Below are 14,922 nucleotides of genomic sequence, written 5' to 3'. Positions count from 1 at the left end.
TGATGAAGCGGATACTTTTCATCACCTCTACGCGCATTGGCGACGCCGTGATCAATTCCGGTGTGCTCGACTATCTCGTTCGGCAATGGCCAGAAGCGAAATTCACTATTGCCTGCGGGCCGCTGGCCCAACCGGTGCTGGAAAACACGCCCGGTCTGGAGCGCCTGATTATCGTTCGGAAAAAGCCCTTTGGCCTTCACTGGTTCGGGCTCTGGCGGCGTGTGGTGATGCGGCATTGGGATCTGGTGGTTGATCTTCGCGGATCCGCCATTTCATACCTGCTGATCGCGGATCAGCGCAAACCGCTGAAAAGTACCAAGGTCAAAATGCACAAGGTACGGGAAGCGGCCGGTGTTCTGAGACTGGATCCGCCACCCGCGCCGAAAATATACCTTGCCGAAGAAGCCCGGGAGCGGGCGCTGGCCTGGATGCCGCCGGGGCGCGACTGGCTGGCGGTCTGCCCCTCTGCCAGCCTGCCCTTCAAGATGTGGCCGGCGACGAATTTCGCGGAGGTGGTGAAAGCGCTGGTTTCGCCAGGAGGGGCCATGGCGGGGGCGGGTGTCGTCATCGTCGGCGGCCCCGGGGACGAAGACCATGCCATCCCGATCATCAATGCCCTGCCGGACAATGGCGTGATGGATCTGACCGGAAAGCTATACCTCTCTGACGTTGCGGCTGTTGTTGAGCGGGCGCGTCTGTTTATCGGCAATGATTCCGGCCTGATGCACATGTCGGCGGCCATGGGCACGCCCACGCTGGGCCTGTTCGGTCCTTCGGACGAGATGTTGTATGGACCTTATGGTGATCAATGTGCGACCGTGCGCGGACCGCGCGGGCTGGAAGAAACGAAAACGCAGTTTCCTGACTGGCGGCACCACCCGTCCAGTCTGCTGGATGATTTGAGTGTCGGCGCAGTGCTGGAGGCTGCAAACCGGCTACTGGAACGGACGGAAGAAAAATGACCCAGACCTATGACCTGATTATTCGTAATGGCGACGTCGCCAATCATGCTGGCCGCGGCAAGGCTGATATCGGTGTGATCGACGGCAAAATCGCAAAAATGGGCGATCTGTCACAAGCCGATGCCGGCGAGGTGTTTGATGCCTCCGGCCTGACCGTGCTGCCGGGTGTCATTGATAGCCAGGTGCATTTCCGGGAACCGGGGCTGGAATGGAAAGAAGATCTGCAATCGGGATCGCTGGCCGCGGTGATGGGCGGTGTCACAACCGTTTTCGAGATGCCGAATACCGAGCCGGCCACAACTGATCCGGATGCGCTCATCGACAAGCTGGCACGGGCCAAGGATCGTATGCATTGCGATCATGCCTTCTATGCCGGTGCTACCAATGAGAATGCCGCGGATCTGACCATCATGGAGCAGATGCCGGGATGTTGCGGCGTCAAGGTCTTCATGGGCGCGTCAACCGGGTCCCTGCTGGTGCAGGACGATGCGGGCGTGGAGCGCGTTTTGCGCGCGATCAAGCGCCGCGCGGCCTTCCACTCGGAGGATGAATACCGTCTGGCGGACCGGCGCAAGCTGGCCCGTGACGGGGACTGGACGAGCCACCCGGAGGTCCGCGATGCGGAAGCGGCGATCATGTCGACCCGGCGTCTGGTGCGGATTGCCCGCGCGACTGGCAAGCGGATTCATGTCCTGCATATCTCGACCGCCGAAGAGGTCGAATTTCTCCAGCACAATCGCGATATCGCCAGCTGTGAGGTCACGCCCCAACACCTGACGCTGGTCGCGCCGGAAGCGTATGAACGCCTGAAGGGCTTTGCCCAGATGAATCCGCCCATCCGTGACGCACATCATGTTGCCGGATTGTGGAAGGGCGTGGATCAGGGATTGTTTGATGTGGTCGGTTCCGATCACGCACCGCATACACGCGAAGAAAAGGAACGGCCGTATCCGCAGAGCCCGTCCGGCATGCCCGGCGTGCAGACGCTGGTGCCGGTGATGCTGACCCATGTGGCCGAAGGCCGGCTGAGCCTTGAACGCTTTATCGACCTGACCAGCCATGGCGCACAACGCATATTCGCGATCGCCAGCAAAGGCCGCATGGCGGTCGGCTGGGATGCCGATTTCACCATTGTTGACCTGAAGGCGGAACGCGAAATCACCGAAGACTGGGTGGCCTCGAAATGCGGATGGTCACCGTTCACGGGCATGATCGCCAGGGGCTGGCCGATGGCGACCATTGTGCGGGGGCAAACGATCATGCGCGACGATGAATTGCTGGCGCAGGGCAAGGGCGCGCCGGTCCGCTTCATGGAATCGCTGCCCGAGGAGACCGCGTAATGGCGGAGCGGACCAGTTTCTATTTCTTCGATATTGACGAGAACATCCTGCACCTGCCGACCAAGGTGCATTTGCTGAATACCGTTACCGGTGAAGAGATGTCGATGTCGCAACGCGAGTTTGAAGGCATCCGGGCCTATCTCGGCGTGGCCGGCGACTGGGAAGACTGGGCGGCACCGCCAGAACGGGCGTTTCGTGAATTTGCCGATGGCAAAGATCGCAATGGCGAGGAATATCTGCACCGCGATATCCGCCGGGCGCTGAAGGCGGGCGATGGCTGGAAAGGCCCCTCCTGGGACATTTTCCGTTATGCCGTGTTGAAGAAGCGGCCGGTGGCCTTTGTGACCGCCCGCCAGCACTCCAGCGAAACGATCAAGGCAGGCATCGCCATCCTGAAAGAGGCCGGCGAATTACCCGAAGATCCACTCTACATCGCGATTTTTGGCGTTTCCAACACCGAGGTCCGCAATGAGCTGGGACCGCACCTGACCACAGCGGGCCTGAAGCGCAAGGCGATCCGCATGTGCGTTGAACGCGGGCTGGATGCCCACGGGCGCGATCTGCCGCACAGTTTCGGCATGTCGGACGATGACACCAAGAATGTCGACCTCATCACCTCGGCCATGCTGGAGTGCAAGATGGACTATCCGGACAAGCGGTTTTTCGTGATTTCCACCAATCGCCGCCAGCATGTGAAGCTGGAAGTCTTTCCGCCGCACAAGGAAGAATCCAAGCTGCGGGCGGCCGAAGGCGATTATTACGGCTAGTCCAGAACTTCGTTGAGCAGAGCCTGGCTCATTTGCGCGCCGCGGCGGGCGAGGTCACGCCGTTCGGCTTCTGCATCCGCGCCGCAGCGAATGCGAGCGCGTTCCTCGACCCGATAGCCATCGTTGAAGGCATCAATAAGACGCTCGCGACGATTGCCGCTTAGCGGGGCCTCGAGTTCGAGCAGCTCGATCATGCGATTGCGCCATTCCTGCGTGTCATCGCTTTCGCAGGCAAATGCCAGATAGTGCAATTGCCCCAGCGTATAAGCGAGATAGGGCAGGGTGCGGCCCGGATCGCGAAACGGATCGGTCTCATCCTGCGTGACTCTTCCGGTCATGGCCGACGCGCCCGTGCCCGGCTTTTGCTGGGCAAGGGCCGGGGCAGTCAGGGTCAGACAGAGGATCACAATCCAGCGCATGGACACTCTCTGGCAAAGGATTGCGGCAAGGTCTAGGCGGGAGTGATGACGCGGCGGGTTTCATCCCAGCTGACGCGCCGCATCGCCTCTTCCACGGGCACGAATTCTGCGGCGGCGGCATCATCATCGGCCACCGGCTCGCCGCTGACCCATTCCGCTTCGAAATCGATCAGCACATAGTGTTGGCCGTCAATGATGGAATCGACCACATCGATCAGCCGGGTGATCCGCCCTTCGACGCCGGTTTCTTCTTTCAGCTCGCGCAGGGCGGCGTCCCGAACGGCTTCACCGAAGTCGATCTTGCCGCCGGGGATGGACCATTTGCCCTTCAGCGGCTCGCGCCCGCGTTTGATCAGCAGGACATCATTGCCGCGGCGGCAAACAACGCCGACACAGGCCAATGGTCGCTTTTGCTTGGTCATTTTCCATCCTTGACGATCATGTGCTGGGCGCCAAGCTAGACCGGAATCACGGCAGGAACACCCCATGTGTGGACGTTATGACATAGAGGTCGACGCCAAGGCGCTGAGCGAAATGCTCGGGCTGGATGTGCCGGATTTTGTGCGCGATGCGGACTTTTCGCCGGGCGATACCGGCCCGGTCATTGCCGTCGGTCAGGACGGGCAGACCAAGGTCGTATTGATGCGCTGGGGGTTGGAACCCGGCTGGTTGAAGGAAAAGCCCACCCGGCCGATGTTCAATGCGCGCGCCGAAACGGTCGCCGAGAAGCCGATGTTCCGGGCCGCATTCAAACGCAAACGTGCCCTTGTTCCCGCCGTGGCTTTCTACGAATGGACGGGCAAGCCGGGGGCGAAGACGAAGTGGCGGTTTTCAAAAGCCGACGGATCGCTCCTGATCTTCGCCGGCCTGTGGGAGGCGCGTGATCGCGGCGATGGCGAAAAGCAGCTGACCTTCACCGTGCTGACGACCACGCCGAATGCCGATGCGGCCGATTATCATGACCGCATGCCGGTGGTCCTTGACGAGAAGGCGCAGAAAATCTGGCTCGATCCCGAAGCCGATCCGCAAATGCTGCTGGAAATGGCGGCACCCGCGCCGGACGGCACGCTGACGGTAGCGGCGGCCTAGGCGGCGGGTCAGGCTGTGAGAAGCGATGAAACGAGCCTGTTCAGGCTGATTCCCTGTTCAGCAGCCTTGATCGCCAGATTCCGGTGTTGTTCGGGTGGCATGCGGACCTGGAATTTCCCACTATAGCGCTTTCCGCTAAGGGGTTCGGGCAGGGTTTCGCCATTCGCGGCCATATCCGCCACGATTTCTCCGACGAGGGTGACGATACCTTCAAGCGCATCAGATTGCTGCGAAGCCAAATGTGACAAGCTCGGAAGCTCGGCGCAGAGTCCGACGAACTCAGCGTCTTCATCGGACCAGATGACCCGATATGCATATTGTTTATGGTCAATCATCGCCCTTCTCCTTGCGTTGTTCTTTTCGCTTCTTCTGTTGCTCGTTCAGCTTTTTGATAGCGGCGAGCACCTGTTTCACCTGATAGGCTTTTGCCTTGCCGTTCCTGGCTTTCTGGATAGTCACCCGCGGGTCGCCAGGCCATGGTGTCTTGTAGACGTGATGGCTCGTGCCCTGCTGGCGTGGTTCACCGAAATGGTGTGCACACACCGCCGCCAAATCCGAAAAGCGCACGTTCTGCGGCGCGGATTTCATTTGGTTCAGGGTTTTGTCCAACGACGTCACCCGCACAACATAGTGTCAATAATGATATCATTCAAGCGCAGGTGTCTGTGTTCACCGGCATCATTTTTTCCAGTCGGCAATCAGGAGCCGACAAAAAATGGCGTGGCGCAATTCAAAGCGAACGCAAGCGGACAGCACGGAGAGGACAGCGCAGGGGGTTGCCGGATGCCCGGGCGAAACCTCAGGCGGCGGTCCAGCCACCCTCGACCGGGAAGGCCGCGCCGTTGCACGATGCGCCGGCATCAGAGGCCAGATAGAGCATCAGCCCGACCAGCTCGTCATATTCAACGAATTTCTTTGTCGGCTGGGCTGTGAGCATGACATCGCGCACGACCGCCTCCTCGCTGATGCCGCGCGCTCTGGCCGTGTCGGCAATCTGCCCATCGACGAGCGGCGTTCTCACATAGCCCGGGCAGATGGCGTTCACCGTAATGCCGTGTTCAGCGACTTCCAGCGCCACGGTTTTGGTCAGGCCCATAATGCCGTGCTTGGCCGCGACATAGGCGGACTTGAAAGGTGAGGCGACGAGGGCATGAGCGGAGGCGATGTTGACGATGCGGCCGCGGCCTTGTGCCTTCATGATCGGCACAACGGCCTTGATGGAGTGGAAGGCGGAGGTGAGATTGATGGCGATGATCGCATCCCACTTCTCGTCCGGGAAATTCTCGATCTTTTCGACGTGCTGTATGCCGGCATTGTTGACCAGAATATCCAAACGGCCGAATTCCTGGTGTCCGAAACCGACCATAGCGGTAATTTCTTCAGGTTTCAGCATGTTGGCAGGATGATATCGCACCTCGACGCCATGACGCTTGGCCATGTCGGCGCGCAAGGCTTCGATGGCGTCCGCGTCACCCAGACCATTGAGAATGATATTCGCGCCGCTGGCGGCGAGGCCGTCTGCGAGTGCTGCCCCGATACCGCTGGTGGAGCCGGTAATGACGGCCGTCTGGCCGGAGAGGTCGGTCTGGATCGTGCTCATACATCAGCCCTTAGCAGGACTTGCTGCAATGCACCATTTGAAGATTCAGATGTCAGGCGGCCTTCTGTGCGGCCTTGGGGGCGGGCTGGGGCCGGGAAAACTCCAGCTTTCCTTCGCTCGAGGCCGCCGGGTCAAACCGATATCCGTCGACGTCAAAGGCATTCAGTTGCGCCGGATCAACAATCCGGTTCTCGATGATCCAGCGGGCCATCTTGCCGCGCGCCTGCTTGGTGAACATGAAAAGCGGCCGGGATTTGCCGTCCTTTTCTTCCTTGAAAGCGACGTCGACGATGTCGGCATCCAGCGTCTTTTTGTCGACCGCCTTGAAGTATTCGTTCGAGGCCAGATTGACGATGGTGCGCGTGGGTGACGTCTCCAGAGCGGAATTCAGCGCCTTGGCGATATCGTTGCCCCAGTAATCGTAGAGTGTCTCGCCGCGCCGCGTCTTGATCCTGGTTCCCATTTCCAGGCGATAGGGCTGGATGCGGTCAGAAGGCCGCAGAATGCCGTAAAGACCGGACAGGATGCGGACATGATCCTGAGACCAGTTCAGACTATCGGCATCGAGGCTGTTGGCGTCCAGGCCGCGATAGACATCACCGGCGAAGGTCAGCGCGGCGGGCTTTCCGTCGGTGTTTTCGGGATCGAAGGCCCGGAAGCGCTCATAATTCAGTTGGGCGAGATCATCCGACAAATGCATCATCTCCCGGATTTTGGCTTTGGTGAGATTGCGGGTGGTTTTCGACAGTGTGGCGGCACGGTCGAGTAATTCCGGCTGCGTCGGTGCCGGCGTTGCGACATCGTCGAAATTCATCAGCTTTGCGGGCGACAGTAAAACAAGCATGGCAATCTCCTTGATCGAAGATTTAGGCTGATGCGGGTCGAGATTAAAGGGTGCGAGTTCAGCGCGCCGGTATCAGAACGCGCGGGTTCATGATTCCCTGCGGATCGAGCGCCGATTTGATCGCCGTCATCAGCTCGACCTCGAGTGGGCGGCGCGCCGCCAGATCGGCGGCTTTCAGCGTGCCGACGCCATGTTCGGCGGCAATCGACCCGCCATATTTCTGGACCAGATCATAGATGGCTTCAGTGGCCGGCAGGCAGGCGGCGACGAAATCCTCTCCGGCACCGGCCGTCTTGCGCGCGACGTTGAAATGCACATTTCCGTCGCCGACATGGCCAAAGGCGATGACCTCGGCACCGTCAACCTTCGCCCCGGCAAGGGCAGTGCCTTCCTCGATAAAGGCGGCGATTTTCGAGACCGGAATGGAGACGTCATGCTTGGCGGCTTTGCCGTGGGCTTTTTCGGCTTCGGCGATGGGTTCGCGCAATTGCCAGAGGGCCAGCGCCTGGGCCTCGCTTTCCGCGATGACCGCATCTTCGACAAGGCCGCGCTCCAGTCCGGCTTCCAGCGCCGCTTCCATGGCCGTGCGGCCTTCACCGATTCGTCCGGCTCCTATTTCCAGCAGGGCATACCAGGGGTGCGGGGCAGCAAGGGGATCGCGGCTGCCGGGAATGTGCTCGATCACCATTTCCAGAGCATTGCGGGGAATGAGTTCGAGTGCGGAGAGCGTGCCGCCGGAGGCGGCTTTTGCGATGCCGAGCAATTCAACCGCAGCGGCAGGAGAGGGGATTCCGGCAAAGGCGACGGTCATTTCGGCGGGCCGCGGGAAGAGTTTGAGCGTCGCGGCGGTGATAATGCCCAGCGTGCCTTCAGCTCCGATGAGCAATTGTTTCAGGTCATATCCGGAATTGTCTTTTCTCAGGCCGCGCAAGCCGTTCCAGATCCGGCCATCGGGCAGGACAGCTTCAATACCCAGCACCAGATCGCGCATCATGCCATAGCGCAAAACATGAACGCCGCCGGCATTGGTCGAGATCAGGCCGCCGATGGTGGCCGAGCCCTGGGATCCGAGGCTGAGCGGGAAAAGGCGGTTGTGGTCGGCGGCGAGGTTTTGAATTGCCTCAAGAATGCAGCCGGCCTCCACGGTGAGGGAATCGTTTGCGATGTCGACCTCACGCACGGCGTTCATGCGGGCGAGAGACAAAAGCACCTCGCCTTGCGGAATGGAGCCGCCGACGAGGCCGGTATTGCCGCCCTGCGTAGTGATGGCGATGCGGGCCGCGGCACAAATTTTCACGACGCTGGCGACTTCCTCCGTCGAGGAGGGCTTCAGGAGGATCGGCGTTTCGCCCTGCCAGCGCCCGCGCCAGTCTCGTGTGTGCGGACCCAGTTCATGCGGGTCTGTGCTCCAGCCCTTGGGGCCAAGCGCGGTCTTCAAGGCGTTGAGGGTATCGGCAGAAATCATTCGGCATCTCTTGGCGCCGCGGCGCGTTGCAGGCGGTCATTGATGGCTTCGCCCAGACCTTCATCGGGAATCGGCGAAACCGCAATACATTGTGCGCCGCTGGCATCGAGTTCACGAAGGCAGGCAAAGAGATGGGCGGCGGCCTCCTGCAAGTCGCCGGTTAAGGACAGGTTCAACTTTGCGCCGTTGACCTTCCCAAAGCCGAGCAGGACTTCGCCCTCGCGGGCGCTTGTGGCGTTCAGGCGCAGTGCAGCGCGCGGCGCGTAATGACTCTTCAGCATGCCGGGAGAGGCTTTGGGGGAGGCCGCATCCGGCCGGCCGAGCGGTCCGGTGATGGCCTCGATGTCGCGGCGGGCCAGTCCACCCTTGCGGAGGAGTAGCGCCTGATCCCCGTCAAAACCGATGACGGTGGATTCAACGCCGACCCGGCAGGAGCCGCCATCGAGTATGAGGTCGATTTTCGCGCCCAAACCGTCGGCCACATGCTCCGCCTGTGTCGGGCTGACACCGCCGGAGGGGTTGGCGCTGGGGGCAACAAGTGGTCCGCCGAAGGCGGCGATCAGCGCCTGTGCGACGGGATGATCCGGGGCGCGTAGGGCGAGGGTTTCCAGGCCGGCGCCGGCCAGTTCACTGACGGGGCAATCGGCCCGTCGCGGCACGACCAGCGTTAGCGGACCGGGCCAGAAAGCCAGGGCCAGTTCGCGCGCGACCGGATTGAAGCGGCCGAGCGATGCGGCCATGTCCAGCCCGGTCACATGCGAGATCAGCGGGTTGAATGTCGGGCGGCCCTTGGCCGCATACAATGCCGCGACGGCGGTGCCATTGGTGGCATCGGCGGCTAACCCGTAGACGGTTTCAGTGGGCATGCCGACCAGCCCGCCCTCACGCAGAAGGCGGCAGGCGGCCGCAATGGAGGCCGGGTCGTCGCCGGGAAGGATGGATGCCGTCATATGCGCACCTAGCGCCGGGAGCGCAGCTTGATCAAGACCGCTTAGCGCGTGGCTTCGATATGCAGGCGAACCTCGACGGTTGTTGCCGCATCGCCCCATTCTCGCGAACCGATACCGAATTCCTGACGGAGGACGGTGATCTGACCATTGGCGACCGCACGGTCTCCGTCGATCGAAAGCCGGAAAAACAGATCGGCCGGTTGGGCGTTACCGGCGAGGGTCAATGTGCCATTCGCCACATAGCAAACGCCATCACCATCTTCGCAATCATCGCCAAGCGAGATCGTCTCGGAAACAAAGTCGGCGACCGGATGATCATCTCCGTCCAGCCCGGAATTGCCCGTCATCTGGGAATTATACTGGGCATTGCCGGTATCACCGCTGGTGACGTCTACAAGACCTTCAATACGGGCGTTGTCGAGATGGGCCGGATCCAAACGGATCTCGGCATTGAAATCCGTAAAGGTGCCGGTGACCTCGCGGCCAAATGCCGTGGTCTCGATGCGTACTGTGCTGGCGTCTCTGTCCAGTGTCCAGTCGCTCGCAAAGGCGGGGCCGGCCGCCAGAAGCGACAGGGCAAGGGGGAGGAGCTTCATCGGTTTCAGCCTCTTGGCTTCAGAAATACGACCATGCGGGTCAGAACATCGTCACGGTCGATAAAATGGTGCTTCAATGCGGCGGCAATATGGAGGCCGAGCAGCACCAGAATCGCCCATGCGCTTTTCGAATGGATTTGGGACACAACACCATATACGGCCTCATTCTCTCCCATGAGTTCCGGGATCGGCAGACTCTCCGAATTGAAAAAGAAGCTCGGGAAGCCCGATGCCGAAGCCGTGATCCATCCGGCCAGCGGCATGCCGATGATCAGGACATAGAATGCCCAGTGCGTTGCCGTTGCGGCAAAGCGTTCAAAAGCATTCATGCCGTCCGGCAAAGAGGGCTGTTTGTGGGTCAGCCGCCAGACAAGCCGGAAAACGCTGAGCGCCAGTATGAGAATGCCGATGGTCTTGTGCCAGTTGAACAGAAAGGCAACGGTTTGTGGATCGACGGAAGTGTCACCTTCAAACAGGGCCTGGCGCAGATCGTCGGTCTGCCAGCCGGCAAAAATCATCACGACAATAAGGATGGCGATCAGCCAGTGCAGGGTGATCGCGACCGTGGTGTACCGGTTGGATTGCGTCGTCATAGTCTACTCCTCGCGAAGAAATTCCGCCTCGATCCGGATCCTGATTTCATCTCCGGCAATGGCTGCGGGAATGAAGGGACCAATGCCATAATCACTTCTGGCAACGACCATATCGGCTCCAAAACCAATGACATCCCTGTTTTCCAGAAAGTTGAAGTTTCCGCCATAGAAAGTGATGTCCATGCGCGCCGGACGGGTGACGCCGCGAATGGTCAGCTCTCCCTCGACAATGCCCGTTTCCTCGCCCGTGACTTCGATATAGCTGGATTGGAAGAGGATTTGGGGATGACGCTCGGCCGAAAACCAGTTGGGTCCGCGCAATGTGTCGTCGAAGGTTTCATTACCGGTCGAAACCGAACCGGCGTCGATGATGGCCGTCATACTGGCCTGTCCCGGCTCGGCCGGATCAAAGGTCAGGCTGGCATCTATCCGGTCGAAGCGCGCCGTGTACCAGGCCAGTCCGAAATGCCGGGATCGCCAGTGCACCGAAGCGTGATCGGTATCCAGCTGCCATGTGCCGGACGGCAATTCGGCAGGGTCTCGTGTCGGCGCACTAACGCAGGCCGTCACCATCGAGAGAATCAAAACCGGCAAGAGAAATCTCATGGAAAACAGGATAGTGTGTTTTGCCGCATCTCCAAATGGTCGACGCGGCGTTTTCCCGCGTTATCTTGTCGCGAGGAATAGCTGAGGGACCGGCCATGTATCGCGCACCAATTGATGACATTCGCTTTGCGTTGGAAGAGATCGCCGTCATGGACGGCTTGAAGGCCACGGGAGCCTTCCCGGAACTGTCATCCGATCTGACGGCGGCGATACTGGAGGAAGCCGGCAGGTTTTCAGGCGATGTGCTCGCGCCGCTGAACCGGCCGGGCGATCTGGAAGGCTGCACGCTGAACGATGGCGTGGTGACGACGCCGAAAGGCATCAAGGAAGCCTATGCCCAATTCGTCGAGGGCGGCTGGCAAGGCCTGCAATTTCCAACCGAAGTCGGGGGGATGGGCCTTCCGCGCGTTCTCGGCGCCGCCGTCATGGAGACACTGCAGTCGGCCAATATGGCGTTCAGCCTTGGCCCGATGCTGACCTTCGGCGCGATTGAAGCGCTGATTGCCAAGGGCTCTGACGAACAGAAAGCCATGTATCTGCCGAAATTGCTGACCGGTGAATGGTCGGCGACCATGCAGCTGACCGAACCGCAGGCGGGTTCTGATGTGGGTGCGCTGCGCACCAAGGCGGAACCCAATGGCGATGGCAGCTGGGCGGTCAGTGGCCAGAAAATCTACATCACCTGGGGGGAGCATGATTGCGCCGGGAATATCATCCACACAGTGCTGGCGCGTACGCCGGATGGTCCCGCCGGGACAAAAGGCATCTCGCTTTTCGTGATTCCCAAATTCCTGGTGAATGAGGATGGTTCGTTGGGCGAGCGCAATGCGATCCAGGCCATCGGCCTGGAGCACAAGCTGGGCATTCATGGCAGCCCGACCTGCGTCATGGAAATGGCGGGTGCCAAGGGCTGGCTGATCGGCGAGGAATTTGGCGGTATGGCGGCGATGTTCATCATGATGAATGCCGCGCGGCTGGCCGTGGGCGTTCAGGGCGTCGGCATTGCCGAACGTGCCTATCAACAGGCGCTGGCCTATGCGCTGGACCGCAAACAGGGCCGCGCGCCCGGCGCGGAAGGCGATGGGCCGCACGCCATCATCCACCATCCCGATGTCCGTCAGATGCTGACGACGATGAAATCCAAAATCGAGGCGGCGCGCGCCATTTGCTATAATTGTGCGGTGTCGGCTGATGAGGCCGAATTCGAGCCGGACGCGGAAGACCGGGCCTATTCGAAGCGTCGCGAGGAATTGCTGACGCCGATTGCCAAGGCCTGGGCAACCGATGTCGGGGTCGAGGTCGCCTCGCTCGGTATCCAGATTCATGGCGGGATGGGGTTCATCGAGGAAACCGGTGCGGCCCAGCATTATCGCGATGCCCGGATCGCGCCGATCTATGAAGGCACCAACGGCATTCAGGCGATGGATCTGATCGGCCGCAAACTGTCCATGGCCGGAGGCGCGCCGATCCGCGAATTGCTGGCCGATATCCGGCAGACCGTCGAGGATTGTGCGACCTCGTCCAATCCGGAACTACCCAAGCTGGCCAAGCGGCTCGCACCGGCAGCAGATGCGCTGGAAGCGGCGGCCAAGTGGGCGACCGCGTCCGGACGGGATCGCTCGGATGTGCTGGCCGGAGCGACCGCCTTTCTCAAGCTGGCGGGGGATGTGACCGGCGGCTGGCTCTTGTGCGTCGGTGCGGTTTCAGCGCAGCGGCGTTTGAAGAATGCCGAGGGCGACCCGGCCTTCGCTCATGGCAAGATCACGCTGGCGCGGCATTTTGCGGAGACGGTTCTGAGTACGGCCCCGGCCGCGCTCGCGGGTATCCAGTCCGGCATGGCCGTGCTGGCGGATGATGCCGCTCTGGGCGCCTAGACCCAGAAGGTCGTCGGGTCCGGATTGGGCCGCCCGTCGACCAGCCGGATCAGGCCGACTATCACGCGGACAATCACCCAGATCGACCAGAGCGCCCAGATGAGTATGGCGACCGGCAGCAGGATGACAGTCACCGCGCAGATTATCGAAACGACAAGCAATGCGGCCGCATAAATCAGGGTGCGAAGCTGGAACTCATAGTGGGTGGCAATCCATTCCGGCGCCTTGTCCCGCCGCATATAGGCGATGACGGCGGCGATAATCATCGTCACCAGATTGGTCGGGCCGACCAGAAACAGGACATACCCGATGCCGGCGATCAGCCGATCGTCGGAATTTTCGGTCGCTACGGGTTGGGGAGTGACATTTTTCATCTGCGCCTCGATCGTCTGACATACCTTTAAAGGCTTGTTTTCGTTGCCGGTGCAACGCACCATAGAAATATGACCAGAAAAGGTCCGACGGAGGCAATCCCCCATGCAGCGCATTCAGACCCGCTTGCGGCTCGGATACGGGCTGGTATTCGGAGGCGCCATCGCGCTGGCGATTGCGATCACGATTGCCCGGCTTTCTGACTGGATACTTGCCTTTCCCTGGTCGATATTATGGCTCATCCTTGCCGTCATTCCGTCTGCCGGCATTGCGCTGGTTTTCCTGACAGCCGTCGAGGAACGGACGGACGGCAATGAGAAGAGCTCTTCATGACCCTTCCCGTGACCATGGCGCATGACATTCCCGGCCGCGAGGTGGGTGAAATTCTCGGCATTTGCCGTGGCAGCGTCGTGAAGGCGCGGTTTTTTGTTCGCGATATTTTCGCTTCGATCCGCAATCTTCTGGGCGGAGAGGTGAATGAATATTCCGAATTGCTGGAAGAATCCCGCGATGAGGCCTATGCGCGGATGCTTAAAAATGCGCAAGAAATGGGCGCTGACGCCATCATCAGCTTTCGTTTCTCGACCTCGGCCATTATGGAAGGGTCATCAGAAATTCTGGCCTATGGAACGGCGGTAAAACTCAAGTGATGTCGACAATAAAAAGGCTGGCCGGAAATGCGGCCGGTGAAGTTATGGATACAATTCGTTTTTTTGCAGGTGTGGCCGCGGTGTGGCTGACCATTATCACCTTCCTGTTTGCGCCTTTCCACATCCCGTCGGAAAGCATGCAGCCGTCGCTGGAAGTGGGCGACCGGGTTCTGGTGTCCAAATGGGCCTATGGTTATTCGCGCCATTCGCTGCCGCTGGGGCTCGGCTATTATCTGCCGGACAATCTCGACACACGGATTTTCCCGCGCGACCCCGAGCGCGGCGACGTCATTGTTTTCCGGACGCCGGAAACGCGCCGCAATCTGATCAAGCGCGTCATCGGCCTGCCGGGCGATGTGATCATGGTCCAGAATGGTCGGTTATTCATCAATGGCGAGATGGTCGAGCGCGCACCCGTGGGACAACGCACCTATCTCGATCATCGCGGACGCCAGCCGGTGACCGTCGATGCCTATCTGGAAACCCTGCCCAATGGCGTGACGCACGACATCTACGAGCGCTCGGATTCCTATCCTCTGGACAATGCCGGCCCCTTCCGTGTGCCGGCGGGCCAGATTTTCGTGATGGGCGATAATCGTGACAGCTCGACCGACAGCCGCGTTGCGCCCAATCCGCAATATCCGCAAGGCGGTGGCCCCGGCTATATCGATCTCACGGAAGTCGTTGGCCGGGCAGAGACCGTCATGTTCACGCTGAATCGTTGCCGCCGTGAGGACGGGCTTTATTGCCCGACCGGACGGGTCTGGCGCGGATTACAATACTAGTCCCGGGGGA

Annotated in this window: 20 protein-coding genes; 8 read left to right on the top strand and 12 right to left on the bottom strand. The window is 60.5% G+C overall.

Annotated elements, in window-relative coordinates; genetic code table 11:
- Window positions 1–2 precede the first annotated feature (2 nt).
- From HXX25_RS07765 to HXX25_RS07755, 3 genes are read left to right on the top strand one after another with little or no spacing between them, the layout of a single operon-like run.
- Window positions 3–962 carry a glycosyltransferase family 9 protein gene (locus tag HXX25_RS07765; protein ID WP_187165373.1) on the top strand — a complete coding sequence of 320 codons (960 nt, stop codon included), beginning with the start codon at window positions 3–5 and terminating at the stop codon, window positions 960–962.
- Window positions 959–2,302 (top strand): dihydroorotase, encoded by a 1,344-nt coding sequence (locus HXX25_RS07760; RefSeq protein WP_187165372.1) that lies wholly within the window; start codon window positions 959–961, stop codon window positions 2,300–2,302. Before HXX25_RS07765 ends, HXX25_RS07760 begins: the two co-directional genes overlap by 4 nt.
- Window positions 2,302–3,069, top strand: a complete 768-nt coding sequence (locus HXX25_RS07755) for a hypothetical protein (protein WP_187165371.1) — start codon at window positions 2,302–2,304, stop codon at window positions 3,067–3,069. Before HXX25_RS07760 ends, HXX25_RS07755 begins: the two co-directional genes overlap by 1 nt.
- Here HXX25_RS07755 and HXX25_RS07750 read toward each other — a convergent pair.
- The gene (locus HXX25_RS07750; RefSeq protein ID WP_187165370.1) at window positions 3,066–3,488 is read right to left on the bottom strand and encodes a TIGR02301 family protein; all 423 of its coding nucleotides are present in this window, start codon (window positions 3,486–3,488) and stop codon (window positions 3,066–3,068) included. The genes HXX25_RS07755 and HXX25_RS07750 overlap by 4 nt on opposite strands.
- A gap of 32 nt (window positions 3,489–3,520) precedes the next feature.
- A complete protein-coding gene (locus HXX25_RS07745; protein ID WP_187165369.1) occupies window positions 3,521–3,910 on the bottom strand; it encodes an NUDIX hydrolase in 390 nt (129 codons plus the stop codon).
- 64 nt (window positions 3,911–3,974) lie between these two features.
- Between HXX25_RS07745 and HXX25_RS07740 the strand changes: the two genes are divergently transcribed.
- The gene (locus HXX25_RS07740) at window positions 3,975–4,577 is read left to right on the top strand and encodes an SOS response-associated peptidase (RefSeq protein ID WP_187165368.1); all 603 of its coding nucleotides are present in this window, start codon (window positions 3,975–3,977) and stop codon (window positions 4,575–4,577) included.
- An 8-nt stretch (window positions 4,578–4,585) separates the two neighbouring features.
- On the opposite strand, the gene HXX25_RS07735 is transcribed toward HXX25_RS07740, so the two are convergent.
- The 9 genes from HXX25_RS07735 to HXX25_RS07695 form a co-directional block, all read right to left on the bottom strand.
- Window positions 4,586–4,912, bottom strand: a complete 327-nt coding sequence (locus tag HXX25_RS07735) for a type II toxin-antitoxin system HicB family antitoxin (RefSeq protein WP_187165367.1) — start codon at window positions 4,910–4,912, stop codon at window positions 4,586–4,588.
- Entirely contained in the window at window positions 4,905–5,165 is a 261-nt protein-coding gene (locus HXX25_RS07730) for a toxin HicA (RefSeq protein WP_187167784.1), read from the bottom strand. The genes HXX25_RS07735 and HXX25_RS07730 overlap by 8 nt, the downstream gene beginning before the upstream one ends.
- Before the next feature lie 211 nt (window positions 5,166–5,376).
- A complete protein-coding gene (locus HXX25_RS07725) occupies window positions 5,377–6,177 on the bottom strand; it encodes a 3-hydroxybutyrate dehydrogenase (protein WP_187165366.1) in 801 nt (266 codons plus the stop codon).
- A 52-nt stretch (window positions 6,178–6,229) separates the two neighbouring features.
- Window positions 6,230–7,021, bottom strand: a complete 792-nt coding sequence (yaaA, locus tag HXX25_RS07720) for a peroxide stress protein YaaA (RefSeq protein ID WP_187165365.1) — start codon at window positions 7,019–7,021, stop codon at window positions 6,230–6,232.
- Between the two features lie 58 nt (window positions 7,022–7,079).
- Window positions 7,080–8,486, bottom strand: a complete 1,407-nt coding sequence (locus tag HXX25_RS07715) for an FAD-binding oxidoreductase (RefSeq protein WP_187165364.1) — start codon at window positions 8,484–8,486, stop codon at window positions 7,080–7,082.
- Window positions 8,483–9,436, bottom strand: coding sequence for an L-threonylcarbamoyladenylate synthase (locus HXX25_RS07710; protein WP_187165363.1), 954 nt, complete (start codon window positions 9,434–9,436; stop codon window positions 8,483–8,485). The genes HXX25_RS07715 and HXX25_RS07710 overlap by 4 nt, the downstream gene beginning before the upstream one ends.
- Before the next feature lie 41 nt (window positions 9,437–9,477).
- Window positions 9,478–10,032 (bottom strand): YceI family protein, encoded by a 555-nt coding sequence (locus tag HXX25_RS07705; RefSeq protein WP_187165362.1) that lies wholly within the window; start codon window positions 10,030–10,032, stop codon window positions 9,478–9,480.
- A gap of 5 nt (window positions 10,033–10,037) precedes the next feature.
- Entirely contained in the window at window positions 10,038–10,625 is a 588-nt protein-coding gene (locus HXX25_RS07700) for a cytochrome b (protein WP_187165361.1), read from the bottom strand.
- 3 nt (window positions 10,626–10,628) lie between these two features.
- Window positions 10,629–11,219, bottom strand: a complete 591-nt coding sequence (locus HXX25_RS07695) for a YceI family protein (protein WP_233346593.1) — start codon at window positions 11,217–11,219, stop codon at window positions 10,629–10,631.
- 107 nt (window positions 11,220–11,326) lie between these two features.
- Between HXX25_RS07695 and HXX25_RS07690 the strand changes: the two genes are divergently transcribed.
- Window positions 11,327–13,105 carry an acyl-CoA dehydrogenase gene (locus tag HXX25_RS07690; RefSeq protein ID WP_187165359.1) on the top strand — a complete coding sequence of 593 codons (1,779 nt, stop codon included), beginning with the start codon at window positions 11,327–11,329 and terminating at the stop codon, window positions 13,103–13,105.
- Here the strand turns inward: HXX25_RS07690 and HXX25_RS07685 are convergent.
- Window positions 13,102–13,479 (bottom strand): hypothetical protein, encoded by a 378-nt coding sequence (locus tag HXX25_RS07685; RefSeq protein WP_187165358.1) that lies wholly within the window; start codon window positions 13,477–13,479, stop codon window positions 13,102–13,104. The two genes, HXX25_RS07690 and HXX25_RS07685, sit on opposite strands and share 4 nt — an antisense overlap.
- Window positions 13,480–13,582: 103 nt before the next feature.
- Here HXX25_RS07685 and HXX25_RS07680 point away from each other — a divergent pair, with 103 nt between their 5' ends.
- Genes HXX25_RS07680 through lepB form a run of 3 tightly spaced genes read left to right on the top strand, consistent with a single transcriptional unit; the run spans window position 13,583 to window position 14,912 of the window.
- Window positions 13,583–13,810 (top strand): hypothetical protein, encoded by a 228-nt coding sequence (locus tag HXX25_RS07680; protein ID WP_187165357.1) that lies wholly within the window; start codon window positions 13,583–13,585, stop codon window positions 13,808–13,810.
- Window positions 13,807–14,127 carry a YbjQ family protein gene (locus tag HXX25_RS07675; RefSeq protein ID WP_187165356.1) on the top strand — a complete coding sequence of 107 codons (321 nt, stop codon included), beginning with the start codon at window positions 13,807–13,809 and terminating at the stop codon, window positions 14,125–14,127. Before HXX25_RS07680 ends, HXX25_RS07675 begins: the two co-directional genes overlap by 4 nt.
- Before the next feature lie 44 nt (window positions 14,128–14,171).
- Window positions 14,172–14,912 (top strand): signal peptidase I, encoded by a 741-nt coding sequence (gene lepB, locus HXX25_RS07670; protein ID WP_233346592.1) that lies wholly within the window; start codon window positions 14,172–14,174, stop codon window positions 14,910–14,912.
- Window positions 14,913–14,922 lie beyond the last annotated feature (10 nt).

This window comes from Hyphobacterium sp. CCMP332, assembly GCF_014323565.1.
Classification (GTDB): domain Bacteria; phylum Pseudomonadota; class Alphaproteobacteria; order Caulobacterales; family Maricaulaceae; genus Hyphobacterium.
The sequence above is the reverse complement of the archived record's forward strand: the minus strand, read 5'-3'. Positions and strand labels throughout refer to the sequence as shown.

Excerpts from the sequence above, each read along its gene's own strand:
- HXX25_RS07680 (WP_187165357.1), top strand. The coding sequence starts at position 13,583 with ATGCAGCGCATTCAGACCCGCTTGCGGCTCGGATACGGGCTGGTATTC.
- HXX25_RS07700 (WP_187165361.1), bottom strand. The coding sequence starts at position 10,625 with ATGACGACGCAATCCAACCGGTACACCACGGTCGCGATCACCCTGCAC.
- HXX25_RS07675 (WP_187165356.1), top strand. The coding sequence starts at position 13,807 with ATGACCCTTCCCGTGACCATGGCGCATGACATTCCCGGCCGCGAGGTG.
- lepB (WP_233346592.1), top strand. The coding sequence starts at position 14,172 with ATGGATACAATTCGTTTTTTTGCAGGTGTGGCCGCGGTGTGGCTGACC.
- HXX25_RS07725 (WP_187165366.1), bottom strand. The coding sequence starts at position 6,177 with ATGAGCACGATCCAGACCGACCTCTCCGGCCAGACGGCCGTCATTACC.
- HXX25_RS07760 (WP_187165372.1), top strand. The coding sequence starts at position 959 with ATGACCCAGACCTATGACCTGATTATTCGTAATGGCGACGTCGCCAAT.
- yaaA (WP_187165365.1), bottom strand. The coding sequence starts at position 7,021 with ATGCTTGTTTTACTGTCGCCCGCAAAGCTGATGAATTTCGACGATGTC.
- HXX25_RS07745 (WP_187165369.1), bottom strand. The coding sequence starts at position 3,910 with ATGACCAAGCAAAAGCGACCATTGGCCTGTGTCGGCGTTGTTTGCCGC.
- HXX25_RS07690 (WP_187165359.1), top strand. The coding sequence starts at position 11,327 with ATGTATCGCGCACCAATTGATGACATTCGCTTTGCGTTGGAAGAGATC.
- HXX25_RS07750 (WP_187165370.1), bottom strand. The coding sequence starts at position 3,488 with ATGCGCTGGATTGTGATCCTCTGTCTGACCCTGACTGCCCCGGCCCTT.
- HXX25_RS07685 (WP_187165358.1), bottom strand. The coding sequence starts at position 13,479 with ATGAAAAATGTCACTCCCCAACCCGTAGCGACCGAAAATTCCGACGAT.
- HXX25_RS07730 (WP_187167784.1), bottom strand. The coding sequence starts at position 5,165 with ATGAAATCCGCGCCGCAGAACGTGCGCTTTTCGGATTTGGCGGCGGTG.
- HXX25_RS07705 (WP_187165362.1), bottom strand. The coding sequence starts at position 10,032 with ATGAAGCTCCTCCCCCTTGCCCTGTCGCTTCTGGCGGCCGGCCCCGCC.
- HXX25_RS07740 (WP_187165368.1), top strand. The coding sequence starts at position 3,975 with ATGTGTGGACGTTATGACATAGAGGTCGACGCCAAGGCGCTGAGCGAA.
- HXX25_RS07755 (WP_187165371.1), top strand. The coding sequence starts at position 2,302 with ATGGCGGAGCGGACCAGTTTCTATTTCTTCGATATTGACGAGAACATC.
- HXX25_RS07765 (WP_187165373.1), top strand. The coding sequence starts at position 3 with ATGAAGCGGATACTTTTCATCACCTCTACGCGCATTGGCGACGCCGTG.
- HXX25_RS07710 (WP_187165363.1), bottom strand. The coding sequence starts at position 9,436 with ATGACGGCATCCATCCTTCCCGGCGACGACCCGGCCTCCATTGCGGCC.
- HXX25_RS07735 (WP_187165367.1), bottom strand. The coding sequence starts at position 4,912 with ATGATTGACCATAAACAATATGCATATCGGGTCATCTGGTCCGATGAA.
- HXX25_RS07715 (WP_187165364.1), bottom strand. The coding sequence starts at position 8,486 with ATGATTTCTGCCGATACCCTCAACGCCTTGAAGACCGCGCTTGGCCCC.